We start from the raw sequence: 21,174 nt of genomic DNA on the forward strand, positions 1-21,174 counted from the left end.
AGAACACAATGAGTTTGATTCAACCGCACGGAGGTACACTGGTAAATCGCTTTGATTCCAATTACGATCTGATCGGAATTGAAAAATCGGTGGAATTGGATGCATTTTCACTGTCCGATTTGGAACTGATTGCGATTGGTGCGTTCAGTCCGCTGACCGGTTTTATGACACAGCCCGATTATGACAGTGTGGTCAAACAAATGCGCCTGGCAAACGGACTGATTTGGAGTATTCCGATCACCTTGCCGGTGACCTCCGAAACAGCCGATCAGCTTTCGATCGGAGAACGGGTAAAACTGACACATAACGGCACCGTATATGGCGTTTTGGAACTGGCGGACATCTACCGTCCCGACAAAAAAGTGGAAGCGGAAAATGTCTATCGGACAACCGAATTGGCTCATCCGGGCGTCAAGAAACTGTTTGAACGGCCTGAAGTGTATCTGGGTGGTCCTATCACCATGATCAAACGGCCGGAGATAAAAAAGTTTGCCGAGTTTCATCTGGATCCGAGTGAAACCAGACAGGAATTCGCGAAACGGGGCTGGAAAACGGTCGTCGGTTTCCAAACGAGAAATCCGGTTCACCGGGCTCACGAATATATTCAAAAATCGGCGCTGGAAATCGTGGATGGTCTCTTTCTGAATCCGTTGGTCGGGGAAACCAAAGCAGATGATATTCCGGCAGATGTGCGCATGGAAAGCTATCAGGTGCTGCTTCGAAAATATTACCCGCAAGACCGCGTGTTTTTGGCGGTATTTCCGGCGGCTATGCGTTATGCCGGACCGCGCGAAGCGATTTTCCACGCGATGGTTCGCAAGAATTTCGGATGCACCCATTTTATTGTCGGCCGCGACCATGCCGGTGTCGGCAATTATTATGGCACTTATGATGCGCAGCTGATTTTTAGAAACTTCACGGCGGAAGAGTTGGGAATTACCCCCTTGTTCTTTGAACACAGCTTCTACTGCAAAGCATGCGGCAACATGGCGTCAACAAAAACCTGCCCGCACGGCAAGGAAGATCGTGTGATTCTGTCCGGCACGAAAGTTCGTGAAATGTTGAGCAATGGCGTTACACCCCCGCCGGAATTCAGCCGACCGGAAGTGGTCGAAGTATTAATCCGGGGAATGAGGCAAACCAGCCCTGCATCCTCCGTATAAACTATCTCTCTATTGAAAGGATACAGGTGATTGAAATGTCAGCTTCCCTTACTTCCAATATTCATTGGCATTCTGCTGCTGTAACGAAAAAGGATCGCCACCGGTTGAACGATCATAAAAGCTGTGTGATCTGGTTAACCGGATTGTCCGGTTCCGGTAAATCCACAATTGCCAACGCATTGGATAAACGACTTTATGAGATGAGCATCCGAAGCTACGTTCTGGATGGAGATAATATTCGGCATGGATTGAACAAATCGCTGGGTTTCAGTCCGGAAGACAGGAAAGAAAACATCCGTCGAATTGCTGAAGTTGCCAAACTGTTTGTTGACGCCGGTACGATTTCGATTACCGCATTTATCTCCCCCTACCGTGAGGACCGTTTATTGGCCCGAAATTTGCTGGAAGAAGGGGAGTTCATCGAAATTTACGTGAAATGCCCGATCGAACAGTGCGAGCAAAGGGATCCGAAAGGATTGTACAAGAAGGCCCGACGCGGAGAAATTCCTGATTTTACAGGTATTTCATCGCCATATGAGGAACCGGATTCACCCGAATTGGTTATCGAATCCAATCAATTGACAGTCGATGAGTGTGTGGATCAGATTGTTGACTTCTTAAAAAACAGAGGCATCGTTTAAGCGTCGTCTGTTGTTCCTAAGGCCAATCTTACTGGGTTGGTCTTTTTTCTACAGCGGACGTGCAGGTATCGCTTTTCCGGACAGATGCTAAGAACTGCTTCCATGACAGAAATTCGAAACCGACTTTTTGACGACGTATCACATACGCCGTGTCTCACTTGTCTCAAAACGAAGCCGGTTTCTTCTTCCCGCCCGGAAAGCATCGCATCTGAGTCCGCGCAAGCGGTACCCGAACCTCCGTTCCGGGCGATGGCAACCCTGTCTGCTAAGCGCGGTACTTTTGCAAAGGAAGACTGTTTCCGGACTGGCAAGAAGATTGTTGAAGTACCTCAATTGTTGATATACTGACAAGAGGGAGTGAGCGAATTTGCGCAATATATATATGGATCATGCAGCAACTACACCGGTCAGACGGGAAGTGATTGAAGCGATGACCGATGCTTTGCGGGAGTCGTTTGGCAACCCTTCCTCCGTTCACCAGTTCGGTCGAACGGTCCGCAAGCGGGTGGAGGAAGCACGCCGCAATACAGCAGAGGCGATTCAGGCGAAGCCGAAGGAAATCTATTTTACGAGCGGTGGCACGGAGGCAGACAATCTGGCGATCTTGGGGGCTGCTCGGGCTCATGCCGAAAAAGGCAAACATATTGTCACCTCGGCAGTGGAGCATCATGCCGTATTAGATGCCTGCCATTTTTTGGAGAAGCAGGGATTTGAGGTCACGGTATTGCCTGTTGACCAATTTGGGCAGGTGTCAGCTCAACAGTTAGAGAGCGCTCTGCGTGACGATACAATTCTTGTTTCCATCATGCATGCCAACAATGAAATTGGTACGATCAATCCGATTGAGGAGATCGGCCACATTTGTCGCGAACGCGGTGTCCTGTTTCATACGGATGCGGTTCAAAGTTTAGGAAAAATAAAGGTCGACGTCAATCGGCTGAACGTCGATTTGCTGACCGTTACAGGGCATAAAATATATGGTCCGAAAGGTACCGGAGCCTTATTTATAAGGGAAGGGATCAAGATCGATCCGCTTGTACACGGTGGCGGGCAAGAAAAGTCGATCCGTCCCGGCACGGAAAATGTGGCGGGAATTGTCGGTTTTGGAACGGCCATCCGACTTGCTGCCTCCGAACAGGAAGAAGAGGCGGAACGATTATCCGGGCTGCGTGACAGGTTGGTCGACGAGGTGATCCACTCGATTCCGGATACCCGATTGAACGGACATCCCACGATGCGGCTGCCGCACATTGCAAACTTTTCATTTCCCGGTACGGACGGCGAAATGTTAGTGCAGGGACTTGATTTTAAAGGAGTCGCCGTGTCAACCGGGTCCGCCTGTACATCCGGTTCGGTAGATCCGTCGCATGTACTGGTTGCCATCGGATTGGAACGCGGCACCGCGCTTGCTTCTGTCCGCTTCAGTCTTGGTGTGCTGACAACCCAAGAGGATGTCGAATATGCGGCAGCTGCTTTGCGGGAGACGGTGCAGATGTTGCGTTCGTAAGGCATCAGGTCCCGTTTATAACCGTATCGGGCATCTTTTGCAGTTGGGGAGTTGGTTGTATGCAAGAAAACAAGGCGGAAGAAAAGCATATAGAACCGAAAGAATTTTTGCGTAAAATGCAGGGTGGCGAACTGGATGATGCTTTTTTGCTGGATGTAAGGGAACCGTTTGAATGGTCGGACTTTCATTTGGATAAAGCCGTTTTGATCCCGATGCATACGATTCCGGCGCGGATTCATGAGATTCCCCGCGACAAACCGGTTTATTGTCTGTGCGCTCACGGAATTCGATCTTATTATACAACCATGTACCTGCTGGAAAACAGTTATTCTGACGTGACAAACGTTCGCGGCGGCATGTGTGAAATCGAACGGTATATGAAAGCGACAGGCGCAGATTGATTTTGAAAATGCAGCAATGATCAAACCGAATGCAGCAAGGAAGCCAACTGTTCGAGACCGTCAAATAAGCGTTGCGACGGACGGCAATAGAGTCCCTCTTCCAGCACATGAATTCGATTGTTGCGTATGGCCGGAATTATCTGCCAACCTTGCCGGGAAACAATTTTGTTCACATCGATTCGTTTGGGATCCACTCCTGGCCAACAAATGAGCATAAAATCCGGGCGGGATGAGATAATTTGTTCGCCCGTCTGGTCAACCACACGATCACCCGGTTGATCGCCAAATATATTCGTTCCGCCAGCAAGACGGCTGATTTCAGTCAACCAGGAATTGGCTGCCGGTGAGATAAAGGGACGGGGCCACCATTCCCAATAAAGTTTGGGCGTGTAAGCGCGATCTGCAACCTGTTCACAGACACGGGCTACTCGTTCCTGTAAGGAAATATTCAGTTCGTTTGCCTGTTTCTCCGTTCCGGTTGCATGTCCCAGCAATCGGATGTCCTCATAAATTTCCTCAATTGATTTCGGATTTAACACTACATGGGGGATTCCCCGTTCTTGCAGCTGTTCTACGTTCTTTTCCATACCGGGTACAGAAAGTGACGCGATCACCAAATCCGGCCGAAAAGACTCCAGCTTATCCATATCAATCGACAAATCGGGACCGAGGTGGGGGAGCTGTTTCGTTTGTTCGACAGGCCAATCGGAGTAATCGTCAATGGCAACCACCTGATCCAGTATACCAAGCGCATGCAAAATTTCCGTATTGCTGGGGCAAATTGAAATAATCCGCATGAGAAACCTCCCCAAAACAAATTTGTTCACCAAATCTCCAAGTACAAAGAATCATAGACAATTGTGATTCCCAGGCCGGTCATGTACAATGGGAAAAGCAAGGGTTAATGACAGAGGTGAATTATACATATGGTAATGATTATTCTTTTAGCGCTGCTGGCGCTGATCGTCTCGTTTGGCGTCGGGTTTATCTTAAACATGTTAACGAAATTCTATCTGACCAGCAGTATCGTATTTGTTGCTCTATTTATTTACATTATGGTAAGAGTGCAAGGCGGTTTGCAAGGGGGAGATTGGCTGCTTTTGGCATTGCTTGCGGTTGGTTCGTTTGCCAGCTCGATGACGATTCGCACTTTAAAAAACCGCGGATTTCGCATGTTCCAATAATCACAAAAAATCGATAGCTGCTGAAGAGTCGATAACTGCCGGATAAGTCGAAAATCCCGAACCGCTCGTTGGTTCGGGATTTTGTTGTGATTTTGCGAATAGATCCTTATTGTTTTTGATAACGGGCTTTGCACTCTTCAATCAAGCGGGCTGCCACGTCAACTCCCTGCCAGCCTTCAATCGATACTTTTTTGTTTTCGAGATCTTTATACACCTGGAAGAAGTGGGCGATCTCCTTTAAAACGTGCGGTGCCACATCATCCAAACTATGTACTTCCTTAAAGCGGGGATCTTCTGTCGGGACAGCCAGCAATTTTTCGTCTTTCCCCTTATCGTCGGTCATGATCAGAACTCCGATGACGCGCGCATCAATCACACAGCCCGGAAACGTCGGGAATGTGGTAAGCACCAGCACATCAAGCGGATCGCCGTCTTCTGCCAATGTGTTTTCAATATATCCGTATTCGGTTGGGTAGTGCATGGGGGAAAACAAAACGCGATCCAGTTTGAAACGGCCAGCTTCTTTGTCGAATTCATACTTGTTTTGGCTGCCAGTCGGGATTTCAATCAAAGCTTCTACTACTAACGAATTGGACATGTAAATAATATCCTCCTTAAGCAAATTCATCCCTCATTATAACAACAAAGAGACGGAGTGACAATCGGTGGGTTGATTGATGACCGCAGTGGGCTGACGGTTTTATTTTATGTATGCTACAATATGTTCAAATATTAAAATAATTTTGAATCAAGGAGTGGGGCGTGTGGAGCACAATCTGAAAGATTATGACGAAGCGGTCAAAAACGTAACCTGGCAGGAGGAAGAACGGTTTTTCTCCTGGCATGAAACCGGGAAAGTCAATATTGCGCATGAAGCGATTGATCGCCATGCGTTATCATCCCAGAAAGACAGGACAGCCTTGCTGTTTAAAGATGACACCCGGGAAGAAGTGTACAGTTTCGCAGAATTGAAAGCGCTTTCGGATAAATTCGCTGTTGTCCTGCGCAAAATCGGCATCAGCAAAGGGGATCGCGTGTTTATTTTCATGCCGCGCTGCCCCGAGCTGTATATCGCGCTGCTGGGGATTGTCAAAATCGGTGCGATTGCCGGTCCCTTGTTTGAAGCGTTTATGGAGGAAGCGGTCAAAGACCGGCTGCAGGACAGCGGAGCGGTAGCGGTTGTCACGACGCCCAAATTAAAACAAAGAATTTTGCGGGATCAGCTTCCCGATCTGAAACATCTGATTTTGGTCGGAACAGAAGAAGTCGGACCCGGCGAAATTTCCTATGAAAGGGAAATGGCTGTCGCATCGGCCGATTTTCAGATCGAATGGATGCAGCGGGAAGATCCTTACATCATTCATTACACCTCCGGTTCAACGGGAAAACCGAAAGGGGTTGTGCACGTTCACAATGCGATGATTCATCAGCATCGTTCCGGCAGGTGGGCATACGATTTGCGTCAGGGAGACGTATTTTGGTGTACAGCAGATCCCGGTTGGGTAACCGGAACATCGGCGGGTATGTTTGCTCCTTGGCTAAACGGGGTAACGGTGGTGTTGCGAGGCGGTCGCTTTAATCCGGAAGATTGGTACGATACGATCGAACGTTTTAAAGTGACCGTCTGGTTTGTAGCTCCCACCGCGTTTCGCATGTTGATGGCGGCCGGCGCTGATGTAGTGCGGAAATTCAATCTGTCTTCCCTGCGCCACATTTTATCGGCGGGTGAGCCGCTCAATCCGGAAGTCTACCGGTGGGGATTGGAAGCGTTTAAAATCGGTATTCACGACAACTGGTGGATGACAGAAACCGGTTCGACAACGATCAGCAATTTTCCGTCGGTGCCAATCAAGCCCGGTTCAATGGGGAAACCGGTACCCGGCATTTATGCAACGATTGTTGACGACCAAGGCAATGAGCTGCCGCCCAACCAGATGGGTAATCTGGCTATCCGTACCGGATGGCCGGCCATGATGCGGGCGATTTGGAACAATCCGGCCAAATACGAAGAATATTTCCGTTTAAAAGGTTGGTATATCTCAGGGGACTCTGCTTATAAAGACGAAGATGGCTACTTCTGGTTCCAGGGACGAATCGATGATGTAATCAACACTTCTGGCGAACGGGTCGGCCCGTTTGAGGTGGAAAGCCGTCTGGTCGAGCATCCGGCTGTCGCGGAAGCGGGTGTGATCGGCAAACCGGACCCGGTCAGGGGAGAAATTATCAAAGCGTTCATCTCACTGCGTACCGGTTATCAACCAAGCGATGAATTGAAAGAAGAGATTGCCCAGTTCGTCAAAACGGGCTTGGCCGCTCATGCCGCTCCGCGCGAAATCGAATTTCGCGATAAACTCCCGAAAACACGTTCCGGAAAAATCATGCGGCGGGTGTTGAAAGCATGGGAGCTGGGCCTGCCAACAGGCGACCTTTCCACGATGGAAGACTGATGGATAACAGATTGGCGGAAACGGTTGACTACCATTTAATAAACACATTATAATCGGAATAGGAATGACTTCCATTCAGATTTATACGATTTCTTCGTTAGGTGAGGCTTCTGCATAGATCAGACGCCACTGCCCGGAAACGTCGAGAGACGCCAATGGGTTAACAGGTATTACCGGCTTAAGGTTTTACCTAATGTGGCTGAGCCGAAAGGTTCTAGCTATGTATGTGCTAAAGCTTGGACGAGTGAAGAAGGCGAATGGTTGTGAATCATTCGGTGATTTTGCTGATGATTCATTACGATTATGTTTGCTGTGAGCCTTCAATTTTTGAAGGCTCTTTTTACATTTTTTGCACATCCTAACCCCATGGAGTTCCGAACGGAAAGGAGGTCGCGCTATGATTAAAACCTACTTTTATAATCATGAAGAAAAGAAAATGTACCACGATGTCGATCTTCTGCGCAAAGGGGAGCTTTTGCAGAACGAACAGAACCTGCTGTGGATCGATCTATACAACTGTACGGTTGACGAACTGAAGTTTGTGGGAAACATATTCGATTTTCACCCATTGGCGATTGAGGACTGTCTGCATGATTCGCCGCGTTCGAAAGTGGACAATTACGACGATTATTATTTCTTCGTGTTCCACGCGCTGCGTTATGACGAAGAAAGTGAGCGCGAGATCACTACAGAAGAGTTGAACGTGTTTCTCAGCAAAAACTATATTGTTACGGTGCATCAAAATCCGCTTCATTCAATCGGACGAATTGCGGCTCGCTCACTGCGGGAACCGCATTTTATGAACAAAGGTCCTGATTTTCTTTTATATTCGATTGTCGATGGGATTACGGACGAGTATTTTCCGATCATGGAACGAATCTCCACGCGGATTGACGAATTGGAAGACGAGATGTATGAACATCCGGCCCAGGAGATCACCGAAGAGTTCCTCGCGCTGAAACGCACCATTGTCTTGATCCGCCGGGTCATTCAGCCGAAAAAACGGATCTTCGCCAATGTGGGTGGCCGCTATTCGTTTGACGTGCAGGAAGAGAACGTCCCCTATTTTATCGACCTGGTTGACCATTTGGAGCGAATAGCCGACTCGCTCGAAGTGTTCCGTGACCTCGTATCCGGTGCGATGGAAACCTATTATTCGCTCGTTACCAGCCGGACCAACGAGGCGATGCGGGTGCTGACGATCATATCGACGGTTATGATGCCGCTGACGTTCATAACCGGATTTTTTGGAATGAATGTGCCGATTCCGTTTCAATCGCACGGGTGGGAAACGGCTGGAATCACCATTCTGATGATTTTGTTGACCGTCTGGATGTTAAAAGTGTTCCGCAACAAAAAATGGATTTGAGCTGATCCCCCTTTCTCCTAAGGGGGATTGCTGTTTGAAAGGATGTTTCGATATGGAGGAATCGATCCCGCAAGAATTGCTTGATTATGTCCAGTATATGAAAGAAAGCCGATACTTTGACGCGCATGAAGTGCTGGAGGAGTTGTGGCACAGCGACCGAAACGATTTTTACAAAGGATTGATCCAGATTGCGGTGGCCTTGTTTCATCTGCGCAATGGGAACATCAAAGGAGCCAGACATTTGTTTAAACGGGCAAGGCATTTGCTGACGCCCTGTCTTCCCGCATACCGACGCGTAGATGTCCGCTGCCTGATTGATTATCTGAATGATTGTTTACAGGTTATACCTGACGTAACCGAATTGGAGAGAAATGAGGTCGAACGCTTAGGGATACAAAATCCGCATATTGTGTTCAATAATTTGGAAATCTGACAACTTTAATATGATTTAAAAATATTGCCATTGTCGTTAACCGGGGAACATGCTATATTAATTTCACAAGCGGAATTATCAGATAAGTCGGTTAGGTCACACTACGGATTTTTTTCTGAAAATTCCGCTTAAAATTTACCGAAAAGGGGGAAGAATATGCAACCCGATTTGAACAAGAATGTAAACGCTTCCATTAGGGCGGGAAAAGCAAGCGGCTGGTCAAGCGAGGTGATGCAATCTTCTGCATTCCAATCGCTGATTGCCCAGAAACGCAACTTCATCGTACCGGCAACTGTCTTCTTTCTCGTATTTTACTTTATTCTGCCGATTCTAACCGGATTTACCACCTCGCTCAACGGAAAAGTAATCGGTGTCATTAACTGGGCTTATCTATACGCTTTTGCACAGTTTATCATGACATGGGGTTTATGCCACCTGTATATGAGCAAAGCAAACGGATATGACAAGTTAGTCGACCAGATCAAACAAGAATTTGGCGCGAAAGGGGCAAAATCAGAGTGAACACCACGGCATTTTCATTTTTTGTCGCTATCATATTGGTTACGCTTTTGATCACCTATTTTGCTGCCAGACGGAACAAATCGACAAGTGAGTTTTATGTGGCAGGCGGCAATATTACGGCATGGCAGAACGGTCTTGCGATTGCGGGAGACTATATGTCAGCCGCATCTTTCCTTGGAATTGCCGGTTCCATTGCATTAACAGGTTTTAATGGATTCTTTTATTCCATCGGTTATTTGGTTGCCTATCTGGTCGTATTGTTTATCGTGGCGGAACCGCTTCGTAACCTGGGTAAATATACGATGGCTGACATGATTGCGGCTCGTTTCAATGCAAAGAAAATCCGTTCTGTGGCTGCCTTGAACACTCTGGCAATCAGCACGTTCTATATGATTGCCCAGTTGGTAGGGGCAGGTGCCATTATAAAACTTCTGTTAGGCTTAAATTACCAAACATCCGTTATTATTATTGGTATTCTAATGACCGTTTATGTGGTGGCGGGCGGTATGCTGGCTACTACCTGGGTGCAGATTGTTAAGGCTGTTTTGCTGATGGGCGGCACCATCGCTCTATCTCTTATGGTTCTCTCCCATTTTCACTTTAATGTGGTTGAACTGTTCAACGCGGTTGCGGCAAAAGCGGGCGACAAAATGATAACGCCTCCTGCACCGACCACTTTCCTGGCTGGAATTGATTCCGTGTCCTTGAATCTGGCATTGGTGCTCGGTACAGCCGGACTCCCGCATATTCTGATCCGCTTTCTGTCCGTTAAGGATGCCCCGACTGCGCGCCGGTCAATTGTATTCGCCACCTGGATTATTGGGTTGTTTTATCTGATGACCCCCATTCTGGGCTACGGTGCCACCTACTTTGTAGGTATTGATGCTATCAGGAAGGCAAATGCGGCCGGCAACCTGGCAGCTCCGCAGTTGGCTGAACAGCTGGGCGGAAACATTTTCCTGGCGTTTATCTCGGCGGTTGCATTTGCAACCATTCTGGCCGTTGTAGCGGGTCTCGTAATTTCAGCAGCAAGCGCCTTTGCGCACGACTTCTACTCCAACGTACTGCGCGGTGGAAAGGCAACGGAGAAGGAGCAGATGAAAGCGGCCCGTTGGGCTTCTGTAGGCATTGCAGTTTTCTCGATTCTGTTGGCGCTTGGGGCGGCAGCCATCTTCCCGTTGAAAAATCCGGCAGTTATTTCTGTGCCGCTTGGATTTATCGCTTGCTTCCTGGGTACAGTGTTAAGCGCCCCGGTTAAGGCGGATGATGAACAGAAGTTTGAGGAAATCTTTGTGCAAGCACATACAGGCATCAAACCGACGAACTGATTACAGATATAATGAACAGGAAACTTCCTTTTCTTGACCGTCAATTTCCTCTTGACGGTCATTTTTACTTTGATCTGTCTCAGATAAATGTGATATATTTTGGAAAAACTCATGGTGATTGCATGTACGTTTACATTGTGGAATGTAAAGACGGGACTCTTTATACAGGTTATACAGTGGACATTAAAAACCGTATCAAGATGCATAATAACGGTTCGGGAGCGAAGTATACGCGAGGGAGGCAGCCGGTGAACCTGCGATATGTGGAACCTTGTTTCGATAAATCTACCGCTTTGAAACGAGAAAAACAGATTAAAAAATTAAACAGAAAACAAAAGGAAACCTTGATTGCTTCCGTTTGTTTACTGAGTTTGTAGGAACTGTGGAGATCGGAGTTGGAACATCATGCAAAAGTTTCTTAGCTTCATGTTGATTGTTTTTTTGCCGCTAACAATTATCGGCAATTTGATGCATTTTAATGAAATTCTTCTGTTTGGGCTGGCCTCTCTCACAATCATTCCTTTAGCGGGCATTATGGGAAGAGCCACAGAAAGCATCGCCATTCACAGCGGACCGCGAATTGGCGGGCTGTTAAATGCCACATTTGGAAACGCAGTGGAACTGATTATTGCGTTCTTGGCGTTACGACAGGGATTGACACAGGTCGTGCAGGCCTCAATCACCGGCTCCATTATCGGGAATTTGCTTTTGGTAGCAGGCTTAAGTTTTCTGGTTGGCGGAGTTAAGTATCCGATACAGAAGTTTAATCCCTCTATTGCCCGTACAAACACCTCGATGATGATGTTGGGGGTAGTGGTGGCGCTCGTCATCCCGGCTATTTTTACTTTGCAGAATGACACCATTGCCAATCAGTTAAGTCTCGTTGTGGCCGTTGTAACACTGGCCCTGTATTTATTGGGGCTGTTTTTCTCGTTGGTAACGCACCGTCATGTGTTTCATTTTACGGAGGATATGGAAGAGGAAGCAGAATGGACATTACGCAAGGCATCTATCATTCTGGCGCTTAGTACATTGGCGGTTGCGTATGTATCGGAAACGCTGGTGCATACGATCGAAGCGGTATCTCATCAACTTGGCTGGTCGGAAGTGTTTATCGGGGTGATTATCGTTGCGATTATAGGAAACGCAGCGGAACACAGCTCTGCGGTGTTAATGGCATGGAAAAACCGGATGGATCTGGCGCTGGAGATTGCGGTTGGCAGTTCCCTGCAAGTGGCTATGTTTGTAGCTCCCGTCCTTGTTTTTGTCGGCTGGTTTTTCGGAAATCCGCTGCCGCTTGTGTTTACCTGGCCCGAGTTGATTGCCATGACATTATCTGTCCTATTGATCTCATTTCTCTGTAATGATGGGGAATCCAACTGGCTGGAAGGAGCGATGGCGATCGGCGCTTACATCATAGTGGGGTTTGGCTTTTACTTTTTATAAACCGCAACCAAACAAACCTTCTGGAGCTTCCTTCGGGAAGCTTTTTTTGATAAAACGTGTTCTGCCTTACATTCTGAGATCCATTGATTGACAGTTTGGATCGAATTATATAAAATGAATACAAAATTAGAATTATTTTAAACTGATCAATAAAAACTGATATGGAGACTGTAAAAGCAGACGAAGGAGGCAATAACATGAAAAAAGCGATCGTATATTCCAGTACAGGATGTCCCTATTGTGAAAAAATTAAACGAGAATTGAAAGAATGGGGAATTGAATACGAAGAGCGCAATGTAACGGAAAACCCTGATTATTTCAATGATCTGCATGAAAAAGGGATTTTTTCAACGCCGGTCACCTTTATTGATGACCAGTCGTTTATCGGCTATCGTCCAAATAAGATGAAAGAGTATCTGGGCATCACGGAAACGGAAAGTAACAATGCAAATCAGCCGGAGCAAGAGACGTCGGAGATTTACTCCGCCGTGGCGCCTGAAATGTTTGAAGAGGTGTATGATCTGGCGATTATTGGTTCGGGGCCGGCGGGAGCATCGGCAGCCGTGTATTCGTCGCGCGGTCGGATGAAAACCATCGTGCTTGACAAAGCGCCTGGCGCAGGAGCTCTGGCGATTACACATAAAATTGCCAACTACCCGGGCGTTGGTGAAGAGCTGACAGGTCTGGAACTGGTGGATCGCATTCGTCGGCAGGCAGTCGGTTTCGGGGCTGCATTCGTACGCACCAATGTACTCTCGACCCGTTTGCAGGGTGAAATCAAAGAACTGGAGACACCGGAAGGCATCATTAAGGCAAAGGCTGTATTTATCGCAGTCGGGGCGCGCGGAAACAGTAAAAAGATTAAAGGGGAAGAAGAATTTACGGGGCGCGGCGTCAGCTACTGTTCAACCTGTGATGGCGCGTTTTTCCAGGGACGGGTCGTCGGTGTGTCGGGTGACAATGAGGAAGCGTTGACGGAAGCGATCTCGCTGGCGAAATTTGCGAAACATGTATTTTTCTTCATACCGACCAAGAAACTGCACGGCGAAGCGGATATCAACGCAGTGAAAGACTATCCGAATATCGAGGTGCTCTGGCAACATCGGGTTCGGGAAGTGGTTGGCACCGACAAATTTGAAGGCGTGTTGGTGCAAAATCCGGAAGGGGAACAGGTCACATATGATCTGGACGGTGTATTCCTTTACATGTCCGGCAACAAACCAAATACCGATTTTCTGGCAGATCAAGTAAAGCGGGACGAGGAAGGCTATATTGAAGTGGACGAATTTTTGGCAACGAACGTCGAGGGCGTTTATGCGGGCGGAGACGCGCGGCGAACTCCGGTAAAACAGGCGGTCGTTGCGGCTGCTGACGGTGCGATTGCAGCGATGAGTGCAGACGCTTATGTAAATAAACGGAAAAAGCTGATCCCTCAATACAGCTAAAGAAAGCATGGCTTCGCCAAGCCTCTGGCGCAGGTGAGGCCAGGTTTCACACCAAAGTCCGAATAAAAGCAAGCCCTCCACTTAGAACACCGGCGGAGGGCTTGTGCATTGTATCAATATCAGATTAACCCATATTGTTGTAATGATTCAGGATCGCAGCCACATAATTGCGCGTTTCAGAAAAGGGTGGAATCCCGTTGTACCGGTCTACATTGCCAGGGCCGGCATTATAGGCGGCCAAAGCGAGTTGAACATCGCCGTTATACCGATTCAGCAATCCTTTTAAATAGCGGGTGCCAGCATCGATATTTTGAGCAGGGTCGTAGGCATTGCTGACACCCAGTTCTTTCGCGGTGGAGGGCATCAATTGCATAAGTCCCATTGCTCCAACCGGAGACGTGGCATCCGTTCGAAAATTGGATTCTTGCCGAATGACCGCGCGGATTAAATTGGCGTCTACATCATATTTGGCGGCCGCTTTTTGAATCAACTGATCCATATCGTGCGGCATGGGTGAAGATGTAGGAGACACTGCCGGAAAAGGTTTTGAAAACGTCAGGTTCAACTCAGACGGCTTTACATAACGAATGGGTTTTGGTTTGCCAATCGACGTTTGCTGGTAGGATGCAGAGGGCGATGGAGAATTTTGATCGCCGATCTGTTGACTTAGCAGAAGGTTTAAATAATCATGGAACAGCCCGGAATCCCCGCTGGTTGTGGCGTTATCCGAAACAGACATCGACTGCCAAGCGTTCAATTGCATGTATGCGCCAAGGATTTTTGGGTCCATTTGAAACCACCTTTGTAACCATTCGACAAATACTAGTTTACTAAATAAAATAATACACGGTAATCTGAATGAAGTCATGGGACTTTAGTACCCAAAAGGGCATGATACACAACTAACGCAACTTGTTACCTTAGTTGTACAGATCCCCGAAAGGGGCAAGTTGCGCTATGCACCCACCCCCATAGGGGGGGCAAGTCACGCTTTGGCATCTTTGATGCCAAGTCGTGCTATGAACGGCACAAGTACCCAAAGGGCACAAGTCGCGTCAGGTATCAAAGATATCAGATTGCGCTATGTCTCGCCTTGGCGCTGACGCGCCAGTTCTCATAGGGAGGGGTTGTTGTGAAACGCTTGGTCACATATTTTGTCAACGGTATTGTGACAGTCGCACCGATCGGACTGGTCGCTTATATTGTAATCCAATTGTTTCAATTTATTGACAATTTGTTGGGACAATATTTGAAAACAAGGATGACAGAGTATATTCCGGGTATCGGTTTGGTTATCAGTGTCGTGCTGGTCACTTTGATAGGATGGTCGGCGACCCGATATGTTTCCAAGTCGTTGCTGTACTGGCTGGAGCGGATCGTGGATCGAATTCCGATCATCAAAAGTCTCTACTCTATTATTAAAGCGCGATGCGTTTTATTCTGTCCGCAGGGGTCAGCAGTCACAGCCAAAATGAGGAAGCAGCAGTTTGACATATTTGGCATACATTGATTAAAATTATAGTAGAATTTAGGAAGAGTAGGTGGAGCCGATGATGCGAACGTGTTTTGAAGAGACAATTGCGGAACTTCGTTCGAACGGTGTTCGCTTAACGCCTCAACGTCAACTGATTCTTCGTTACCTAAAAGAAACTCATCATCACCCGACGGCTGAACAGGTTCATCAGGAAGTGTCGAAAGCTTTGGGCGGTATTTCTCTGGCAACCGTCTACAATACGCTGCATACGTTGACAAAATTGGGCGTGATTCGCGAACTGGCATACGGTGACGGCTCTAGCCGTTATGACGGAAACGATACTGAACATGCGCATTTGGTCTGTGAAAGCTGTGGCGCCGTCATGGATGTAGAAGCCCCGCACTTGGAAGACATTTTACCGGCTACGGCTAACGAAAAGAGTTTTTCCGTACACTCATACCGTCTTGAGTTTTATGGGCGATGCAAAGAGTGTGAAACGAGCGAGAAAACGGCCAGCAATTAAAAGTTTCGAAAAGTTGTAATAAATTCGCGAAACAGATTTGAATAAATGGGACGGTTCAGGCGTGTTAAGCAACACGTCTTTTTGGTGTTTCACAAAAAAGTAGGCATCGCCTGTATGGTGACCTTCTCAATGCCTCGTAAGGTCGTTCATCGCACTCATGCACAGTTACAGAAGAACAACACGGTTGGAACGATCTTGTTGACAATAACCTAAAAGTGAATTAAGTTTGATAAAAAATGATTTTTGGTCTTTTGGGGGTGAGTGCATTTGGTTTTGACTGAACGCCGAAAACAATTTCTTCATAAGTTGATCGACTTGTATAAAAACACAAATTTGCCAGTTCACTATGAAACATTGGCTCAAGCTCTTGGTGTAAGTAAGTGGACGGCGTACGACATGTTAAAAGAACTTGAAAAACTTGGCTATCTGACCCGAGACTATACCGTAACCCGAGGCGAAGCAGGACGTTCTCAAATCGTTTTTTTGCCAACTGTTAAAGCTGGGGACTTATTCGAACAAAAACGGTTTGAAGTAATAAATCCGGAAGAATGGTATGATTCCAAAAATCAGTTACTGCATTTTTTAAACAGTCTAAAAGATTACAGCTTGAGCGATGCCATACAAAAGGTGTTGGAGGAGATTCCGAAAGTAAAGCTTCGGATTGCCTTTTGCGCTTACATTATTGGTCTTCTTCTTGTTTATCTTCGCAAGTTGGGAGGAAGGACTGAAACTTTAATAAAAAGTGTTGTTCAAAACGCACCAACAAACGAAATGAGGATGACCGTGTTTGTGGGGACAGTTGTTGGAACCGTAATTCAAACAATGAATCACGAAATTGGGGTTGAGGTCTCTGATTTGGTTGGAAGGTACTTGAAGTCGATCCTGGACCTTTCTGAAAATGAAAGGACAATGCTTTCCGATTTGCTAAATGAAGCGTTAGCCTGAATTGGTCAAAGGTTTTATACCTTGGCCAATTATTCGGCTGATTTTTTGGGTCTTTTGTGTAATTTGTGCTTTGTGCTTTGTGTTTGTGTGTTTTTTATAGGATATGGCCAATTTGCCTAAAACTCTCTGATGTAACACAGGGCCGTTACATGTGGGACGCATATTAGCTGCGTGAGGACGGAAGGTGTGAAAATGTTTGGAAAGTCGCGAAAATGGCTAATTCTCATTCCAATCGTTCTGGGACTCTCGATGGATCTCCTGGATATGACCATTATAAATGTAGCAATTCCTCAAATTATGATTCAATTTGGCAGTGATATTGATTTGGTGCAATACGTCATCACTGCGTATATGGTCCATTGGACTCTTCGAGCCAATTACTGCGTATTTGGCCGATACACGGGGAATGAATAAGATTTATATCATAAGTCTTTTGACTTTTATGCTAGGTTCCATGTTATACGCACTGTCCTGGAATATCGAATCGTTGATTGTTTTTCGCATTATGCAAGCGGTTGGCGGAGGCATGATTATGCCGTTGGCATTGTCTATTATCGAGAAAACATTTGATAAAAAGAAACTCTCGCTAGCGATGGGATTGATGGGGATCCCTTTATTGATTGCCCCTGCCATGGGCCCTACCATGGGTGGTTATCTGGTGGAACACCTCAGTTGGAGGTGGATTTTTTGGATCAATCTTCCAATCGGTTGCCTGGCTGCCTATTTTTCGTACACGTTAATCAGAGAGTTTGAAACTGTCAAAAAGAGATTGGATGTATGGGGATTTATTTTGTCAGCCATCGGATTTGCCGCATTATTGTTGGCGATTAGCAATGGAGCAACTGAAGGATGGACATCCGCGAGCATCGTTTTTCTGTTTATTTTGTCCGGTTTCAGCTTACTTTCTTTCTTCAATTGTCGGAATCCGTAACATCTGGGTCCAATGAGGAATGGTACTTACAGCAACTGATCTCTTATTTTCAATCAATCGGGTATGCATCAGTGCAATCGCATCAATTGGGTATTGCGACTATGATTCAGCAAATTCAAGCGGAGGCCAATGTTTTGGCTTTTCAGAATGCCTTTTTTGTATCGATCATTCTGGGATTGCTTTCCGTCATTCCTGCTCTATTTCTCTATCAAAATCTCAATTTTCCAGTCAAATTGACAACGCGTAGAAACTCCATTTCCTTAAACAGGCCAATGGGGAGAATGGTGAACGATAAGGCGGACATTGCAGAGGGGAGAACTCAATGAACCGAAAATTTATGTTGAGTCATAATTCAGAGCATCCTATGACCTATAACTATGGTGCTGCGGAAAAGTCAAATGAGTAAGAGAAACTCTCAGAAAATAAACAGTGTCGATTTCAATCGACACTGCTCTCCTTAAAAGTATTTTTTTCTGTCTTGTTCTTCTTTCAGCATTTCAACCGCTTCCCGGAATCGCTGCGAGTGGATGACTTCCCGCTCACGCAGGAATTTCAAGCCGTCCTGCAGATCCACGTCATCTGTCATATCGATCAGCCATTGATAAGTGGCCCGCGCTTTTTCTTCTGCTGCAATATCTTCGTACAAATCGGCAATCGGATCGCCTTTTGCCTGAATATAAGTGGCAGTCCAAGGGACGCCTGCGGCATTATGATAAAATAGCGCTTTATCGTGGTCGGCAAAATGAGGAGCTAGCCCGACCGCTTTTATTTGATCGGGTGTCGCGTCTTTCATCAGTTTATAGACCATAGTGGCAATCATCTCGAGGTGCGCGAGTTCCTCAGTGCCAATATCAGTCAATAGAGCGATCACCTTATCGGGAATCGTATACCGCTGGTTCAGGTAGCGGAGGGCGGCTGCCAATTCTCCGTCTGCACCGCCGTATTGTTCGATCAATAATTTGGCCATCATCGGGTCGCATTTGCAGACGCGGACTGGATATTGAAGTTTTTTCTCATAAATCCACATGGATGGGTTGCCTCCTTGTTAGACTTGCCAAGGCCAGGGTGTATTGTCCCATTGCCATGGCGCACTGGAGTAGCTGTGTCCGAAATGCTGCAGAGGTCCATAGCATGCCTCAAACTCTTGCGCAATTTTCCATCGTTCCTGCACGCACTGATTGTATTGCTGGATGGCATTCACATCTTCCGGGTGAGTGTCCAGATATAGATTCAGCTCCACCAGCACGAAGTCGATTGCCTGCAACTCCTGCAACAGTTGGTAATATCGTTCATCCATTTGATGCATCAAAACTCCCGCCTTTCATACGGACTGTACAAAATAGGCCACAACGTTCCGTGTTTCAATGCATCCATCGGGGAAAACTGCGGCAGGTTTGGCGGTTGATAGCCGATAAAAAGATTCGGCGGCACCGAATAATGTTTGACAGTTTGCGGCCGACACGGATCAAACGGACTGACATACGGATGCCAAAAACGGTAATGAGGATTCACCTCGAAACCTCCTCGCAGTCAAAGATATAGACATTTCACCATATGTCAAATACCCAGTGGGTGTGATGGGCGAGTGCCTATTGGAATCTCCAATCTGGAATACTGTCATAAATAATCCAACAAAAGCACAAAATACCGATAATGAATTGATAAAAGGAGCGACGTGCATGTTTCGCAAGAAGGCGGGGGAAGTGCTGATTGACTTGTTGATCGAATGGGGCGTTGACCATATTTATGGAATGCCCGGCGATTCGATCAACTCGATTATTGAGCCGTTACGAAAGGTACAGGACAAAATCAAATTTATTCAAGTCAGGCATGAGGAAGCCGGGGCTTTGGCGGCAGCGTCGTACGCGAAACTCACTGGGAAAATCGGGGTATGCATGGCAATCGCGGGGCCCGGTGCAATTCACCTGCTGAATGGGCTTTATGACGCGAAACTGGACCGGGTTCCTGTTTTGGCGATTACTGGACAGGTCGAATCGGATTTGCTTGGAACCGATTTTTTTCAGGAAGTGAACTTGGAGCGGATGTTTGATGATGTTGCTGTTTACAATCAACGCATCATGTCCGCCGAACAGTTACCTGCTGTTGTGAATCAGGCGATTCGTACGGCTTACACAAAAGAAGGCGTATCCGTATTAACGATTCCAGACGATATTCCCAGGTTTGAAGTCGAATCGGAAGCGCGCGGCACAAGCTCCTTTTTTGTCAGGTCGGAAATCTTTGCTCGTGAGTTTGATCTGGAGAAAGCCAGACAATTGTTGGAGCGGGCCGAGAAGCCGGTTATTCTTGCCGGGAAGGGAGCCAAGGGGGCGAGGGAATCCTTGCTGTCTTTTGCCGATCAAATAGGAGCTCCGATTGTGATTACATTGCCGGGAAAAGGAGTGATCCCGGATGAGCATCCGTTTTGTTTGGGAGGACTGGGGCTGATAGGAACCAAACCTGCGTATGAGGCGATGAGAGAAGCAGATACGCTGGTGATGGTGGGTACTTCCTATCCCTTCACAGGCTTTCTGCCGAACTCCGCGAAAACCATTCAAATCGATACGGACCCCTCACAGATTGGAAAACGGTATCCGGTGGATGTCGGTCTTGCAGGAGATGCGGATAAAACTCTTAAATGGCTGACAACGCACGTAACCAGGCATCATGACCGTTCATTTTTGGAGCGCTGTCAACAGCACATGAAGCAATGGTGGGCCAGAATGGAACGACAAGCAGAGAATTCGTCGACTCCCATCAAACCGCAACGGGTGATACAAGCGTTACAGCAGGTTGCACATGAGGATGCCGTCCTGTCTGTGGATGTCGGGAATGTAACCGTTTGGATGGCGCGTCATTTTCGGATGACGGAGCAACAATTTATTATTTCCAGTTGGTTAGCGACGCTTGGGTGTGGACTGCCTGGTGCGATTGCCGGTAAAATCGCCTATCCGGACAAGCAGGTGTTTGCCGTCTGCGGAGATGGCGGGTTTGGGATGACCATGAATGATTTTGTGACAGCCGTAAAATATGATCTTCCGATTGTGGTCGTGGTCCTTAACAATCATAAGATTGCGATGATCAAATTTGAACAGGAAGTAATGGGAAACGTGGAGTTTGGCACGAATCTGGTAAACCCGAACTTTGCCCAATATGCGGAAGCTTGCGGAGGAATCGGTTATCGGGTGGAACAGCCTGGCGATCTCCTGCCGGCGTTCCAGCAAGCGGTTTCACAAACGAAACCTTGTATTATCGATGTGCTGGTGGATGCAAATGAAGCGCCTATGCCGGCAAAAATCACTTTCGGTCAGGCTGCCGGATATGCCAAACATATGGTCAAAGAACTGTTTGCAGAAAGGAGAATCGATTTGCCGATATAAACAGCCGGTCCAAACGGATCGGCTGGCATGGAGTGTTT

Annotated in this window: 25 protein-coding genes and 1 riboswitch; of the genes, 19 read left to right on the forward strand and 6 right to left on the reverse strand. The window is 47.1% G+C overall.

Translation table 11 applies throughout. From position 1 onward, the window contains the following. The first annotated feature begins 8 nt into the window (after positions 1-8). From sat to skT53_RS17485, 4 genes are all read left to right on the forward strand, one after another. On the forward strand, positions 9-1,163 hold the full coding sequence (gene sat, locus skT53_RS17470; protein WP_200759046.1) for a sulfate adenylyltransferase: 1,155 nt from the start codon (positions 9-11) through the stop codon (positions 1,161-1,163). A gap of 35 nt (positions 1,164-1,198) precedes the next feature. Further along, complete coding sequence (gene cysC, locus skT53_RS17475) at positions 1,199-1,804, forward strand: adenylyl-sulfate kinase (protein ID WP_200759047.1); 606 nt, start codon at positions 1,199-1,201, stop codon at positions 1,802-1,804. Between the two features lie 367 nt (positions 1,805-2,171). Further along, a complete protein-coding gene (locus skT53_RS17480) occupies positions 2,172-3,311 on the forward strand; it encodes a cysteine desulfurase family protein (RefSeq protein ID WP_200759048.1) in 1,140 nt (379 codons plus the stop codon). A gap of 59 nt (positions 3,312-3,370) precedes the next feature. Continuing rightward, positions 3,371-3,712 (forward strand): rhodanese-like domain-containing protein, encoded by a 342-nt coding sequence (locus skT53_RS17485; RefSeq protein ID WP_200759049.1) that lies wholly within the window; start codon positions 3,371-3,373, stop codon positions 3,710-3,712. A gap of 20 nt (positions 3,713-3,732) precedes the next feature. Here skT53_RS17485 and skT53_RS17490 read toward each other — a convergent pair whose 3' ends face one another. Then, the gene (locus skT53_RS17490; protein ID WP_200759050.1) at positions 3,733-4,509 is read right to left on the reverse strand and encodes a cobalamin-binding protein; all 777 of its coding nucleotides are present in this window, start codon (positions 4,507-4,509) and stop codon (positions 3,733-3,735) included. A 129-nt stretch (positions 4,510-4,638) separates the two neighbouring features. Here skT53_RS17490 and skT53_RS17495 point away from each other — a divergent pair, with 129 nt between their 5' ends. Next, positions 4,639-4,896: a hypothetical protein gene (locus skT53_RS17495; protein ID WP_200759051.1), complete on the forward strand. Its 258-nt coding sequence runs from the start codon at positions 4,639-4,641 to the stop codon at positions 4,894-4,896. 106 nt (positions 4,897-5,002) lie between these two features. Here the strand turns inward: skT53_RS17495 and skT53_RS17500 are convergent, their stop codons facing one another. Beyond that, positions 5,003-5,494, reverse strand: a complete 492-nt coding sequence (locus skT53_RS17500; protein WP_200759052.1) for an inorganic diphosphatase — start codon at positions 5,492-5,494, stop codon at positions 5,003-5,005. Between the two features lie 166 nt (positions 5,495-5,660). Here skT53_RS17500 and acsA point away from each other — a divergent pair, with 166 nt between their 5' ends. The 8 genes from acsA (at position 5,661) to skT53_RS17540 (ending at position 13,886) form a co-directional block, all read left to right on the forward strand. Further along, positions 5,661-7,343, forward strand: coding sequence for an acetate--CoA ligase (acsA, locus tag skT53_RS17505; RefSeq protein WP_264175983.1), 1,683 nt, complete (start codon positions 5,661-5,663; stop codon positions 7,341-7,343). A gap of 86 nt (positions 7,344-7,429) precedes the next feature. Then, a riboswitch (M-box (ykoK) riboswitch) is annotated at positions 7,430-7,599 on the forward strand. 141 nt (positions 7,600-7,740) lie between these two features. Then, on the forward strand, positions 7,741-8,712 hold the full coding sequence (gene corA / locus skT53_RS17510; protein WP_200759054.1) for a magnesium/cobalt transporter CorA: 972 nt from the start codon (positions 7,741-7,743) through the stop codon (positions 8,710-8,712). Positions 8,713-8,746: 34 nt separating this feature from the next. Continuing rightward, positions 8,747-9,145 (forward strand): DUF309 domain-containing protein, encoded by a 399-nt coding sequence (locus skT53_RS17515; protein ID WP_200759055.1) that lies wholly within the window; start codon positions 8,747-8,749, stop codon positions 9,143-9,145. A 231-nt stretch (positions 9,146-9,376) separates the two neighbouring features. Continuing rightward, the gene (locus tag skT53_RS17520) at positions 9,377-9,667 is read left to right on the forward strand and encodes a DUF485 domain-containing protein (protein WP_226375469.1); all 291 of its coding nucleotides are present in this window, start codon (positions 9,377-9,379) and stop codon (positions 9,665-9,667) included. Beyond that, the gene (locus tag skT53_RS17525; RefSeq protein WP_200759057.1) at positions 9,664-10,995 is read left to right on the forward strand and encodes a solute symporter family protein; all 1,332 of its coding nucleotides are present in this window, start codon (positions 9,664-9,666) and stop codon (positions 10,993-10,995) included. Before skT53_RS17520 ends, skT53_RS17525 begins: the two co-directional genes overlap by 4 nt. A gap of 122 nt (positions 10,996-11,117) precedes the next feature. Next, complete coding sequence (locus skT53_RS17530) at positions 11,118-11,372, forward strand: GIY-YIG nuclease family protein (protein WP_200759058.1); 255 nt, start codon at positions 11,118-11,120, stop codon at positions 11,370-11,372. Between the two features lie 28 nt (positions 11,373-11,400). Beyond that, complete coding sequence (gene cax / locus skT53_RS17535; RefSeq protein WP_200759059.1) at positions 11,401-12,441, forward strand: calcium/proton exchanger; 1,041 nt, start codon at positions 11,401-11,403, stop codon at positions 12,439-12,441. A 197-nt stretch (positions 12,442-12,638) separates the two neighbouring features. After that, on the forward strand, positions 12,639-13,886 hold the full coding sequence (locus skT53_RS17540) for an FAD-dependent oxidoreductase (protein WP_200759060.1): 1,248 nt from the start codon (positions 12,639-12,641) through the stop codon (positions 13,884-13,886). Between the two features lie 124 nt (positions 13,887-14,010). Here the strand turns inward: skT53_RS17540 and skT53_RS18945 are convergent, their stop codons facing one another. Continuing rightward, on the reverse strand, positions 14,011-14,676 hold the full coding sequence (locus skT53_RS18945; RefSeq protein ID WP_264175984.1) for a lytic transglycosylase domain-containing protein: 666 nt from the start codon (positions 14,674-14,676) through the stop codon (positions 14,011-14,013). A gap of 342 nt (positions 14,677-15,018) precedes the next feature. Between skT53_RS18945 and skT53_RS17550 the strand changes: the two genes are divergently transcribed. From skT53_RS17550 to skT53_RS17570, 5 genes are all read left to right on the forward strand, one after another. Continuing rightward, positions 15,019-15,396, forward strand: a complete 378-nt coding sequence (locus tag skT53_RS17550; RefSeq protein WP_200759061.1) for a DUF502 domain-containing protein — start codon at positions 15,019-15,021, stop codon at positions 15,394-15,396. Positions 15,397-15,436: 40 nt separating this feature from the next. Beyond that, positions 15,437-15,883 (forward strand): Fur family transcriptional regulator, encoded by a 447-nt coding sequence (locus skT53_RS17555; protein ID WP_200759062.1) that lies wholly within the window; start codon positions 15,437-15,439, stop codon positions 15,881-15,883. A gap of 267 nt (positions 15,884-16,150) precedes the next feature. After that, positions 16,151-16,828, forward strand: coding sequence for a LexA family protein (locus tag skT53_RS17560; RefSeq protein ID WP_200759063.1), 678 nt, complete (start codon positions 16,151-16,153; stop codon positions 16,826-16,828). 192 nt (positions 16,829-17,020) lie between these two features. Continuing rightward, on the forward strand, positions 17,021-17,242 hold the full coding sequence (locus tag skT53_RS17565) for a hypothetical protein (RefSeq protein ID WP_200761060.1): 222 nt from the start codon (positions 17,021-17,023) through the stop codon (positions 17,240-17,242). Beyond that, complete coding sequence (locus tag skT53_RS17570; protein ID WP_200759064.1) at positions 17,142-17,759, forward strand: MFS transporter; 618 nt, start codon at positions 17,142-17,144, stop codon at positions 17,757-17,759. The genes skT53_RS17565 and skT53_RS17570 overlap by 101 nt, the downstream gene beginning before the upstream one ends. A gap of 457 nt (positions 17,760-18,216) precedes the next feature. On the opposite strand, the gene skT53_RS17575 is transcribed toward skT53_RS17570, so the two are convergent. From skT53_RS17575 to skT53_RS17585, 3 genes are read right to left on the reverse strand one after another with little or no spacing between them, the layout of a single operon-like run. After that, complete coding sequence (locus skT53_RS17575) at positions 18,217-18,786, reverse strand: manganese catalase family protein (RefSeq protein ID WP_200759065.1); 570 nt, start codon at positions 18,784-18,786, stop codon at positions 18,217-18,219. An 18-nt stretch (positions 18,787-18,804) separates the two neighbouring features. Next, positions 18,805-19,065 (reverse strand): spore coat protein CotJB, encoded by a 261-nt coding sequence (locus skT53_RS17580; RefSeq protein WP_200759066.1) that lies wholly within the window; start codon positions 19,063-19,065, stop codon positions 18,805-18,807. Next, positions 19,065-19,271 (reverse strand): spore coat associated protein CotJA, encoded by a 207-nt coding sequence (locus tag skT53_RS17585; RefSeq protein WP_200759067.1) that lies wholly within the window; start codon positions 19,269-19,271, stop codon positions 19,065-19,067. Before skT53_RS17585 ends, skT53_RS17580 begins: the two co-directional genes overlap by 1 nt. A gap of 167 nt (positions 19,272-19,438) precedes the next feature. Between skT53_RS17585 and skT53_RS17590 the strand changes: the two genes are divergently transcribed. Beyond that, positions 19,439-21,136: a pyruvate oxidase gene (locus skT53_RS17590; protein WP_200759068.1), complete on the forward strand. Its 1,698-nt coding sequence runs from the start codon at positions 19,439-19,441 to the stop codon at positions 21,134-21,136. The last annotated feature ends 38 nt before the right edge of the window (positions 21,137-21,174 follow it).

This window comes from Effusibacillus dendaii (genome assembly GCF_015097055.1).
Taxonomy (GTDB): Bacteria; Bacillota; Bacilli; order Tumebacillales; family Effusibacillaceae; genus Effusibacillus; species Effusibacillus dendaii.

Bases quoted from the DNA above. Each gene is read 5' to 3' on its own strand.
- sat (WP_200759046.1), top strand. From the start codon at position 9: ATGAGTTTGATTCAACCGCACGGAGGTACACTGGTAAATCGCTTTGAT.
- cysC (WP_200759047.1), top strand. From the start codon at position 1,199: ATGTCAGCTTCCCTTACTTCCAATATTCATTGGCATTCTGCTGCTGTA.
- skT53_RS17485 (WP_200759049.1), top strand. From the start codon at position 3,371: ATGCAAGAAAACAAGGCGGAAGAAAAGCATATAGAACCGAAAGAATTT.
- skT53_RS17490 (WP_200759050.1), bottom strand. From the start codon at position 4,509: ATGCGGATTATTTCAATTTGCCCCAGCAATACGGAAATTTTGCATGCG.
- skT53_RS17495 (WP_200759051.1), top strand. From the start codon at position 4,639: ATGGTAATGATTATTCTTTTAGCGCTGCTGGCGCTGATCGTCTCGTTT.
- skT53_RS17500 (WP_200759052.1), bottom strand. From the start codon at position 5,494: ATGTCCAATTCGTTAGTAGTAGAAGCTTTGATTGAAATCCCGACTGGC.
- corA (WP_200759054.1), top strand. From the start codon at position 7,741: ATGATTAAAACCTACTTTTATAATCATGAAGAAAAGAAAATGTACCAC.
- skT53_RS17520 (WP_226375469.1), top strand. From the start codon at position 9,377: ATGCAATCTTCTGCATTCCAATCGCTGATTGCCCAGAAACGCAACTTC.
- skT53_RS17530 (WP_200759058.1), top strand. From the start codon at position 11,118: ATGTACGTTTACATTGTGGAATGTAAAGACGGGACTCTTTATACAGGT.
- cax (WP_200759059.1), top strand. From the start codon at position 11,401: ATGCAAAAGTTTCTTAGCTTCATGTTGATTGTTTTTTTGCCGCTAACA.
- skT53_RS17540 (WP_200759060.1), top strand. From the start codon at position 12,639: ATGAAAAAAGCGATCGTATATTCCAGTACAGGATGTCCCTATTGTGAA.
- skT53_RS18945 (WP_264175984.1), bottom strand. From the start codon at position 14,676: ATGGACCCAAAAATCCTTGGCGCATACATGCAATTGAACGCTTGGCAG.
- skT53_RS17555 (WP_200759062.1), top strand. From the start codon at position 15,437: ATGATGCGAACGTGTTTTGAAGAGACAATTGCGGAACTTCGTTCGAAC.
- skT53_RS17565 (WP_200761060.1), top strand. From the start codon at position 17,021: ATGTTTGGAAAGTCGCGAAAATGGCTAATTCTCATTCCAATCGTTCTG.
- skT53_RS17575 (WP_200759065.1), bottom strand. From the start codon at position 18,786: ATGTGGATTTATGAGAAAAAACTTCAATATCCAGTCCGCGTCTGCAAA.
- skT53_RS17580 (WP_200759066.1), bottom strand. From the start codon at position 19,065: ATGCATCAAATGGATGAACGATATTACCAACTGTTGCAGGAGTTGCAG.
- skT53_RS17590 (WP_200759068.1), top strand. From the start codon at position 19,439: ATGTTTCGCAAGAAGGCGGGGGAAGTGCTGATTGACTTGTTGATCGAA.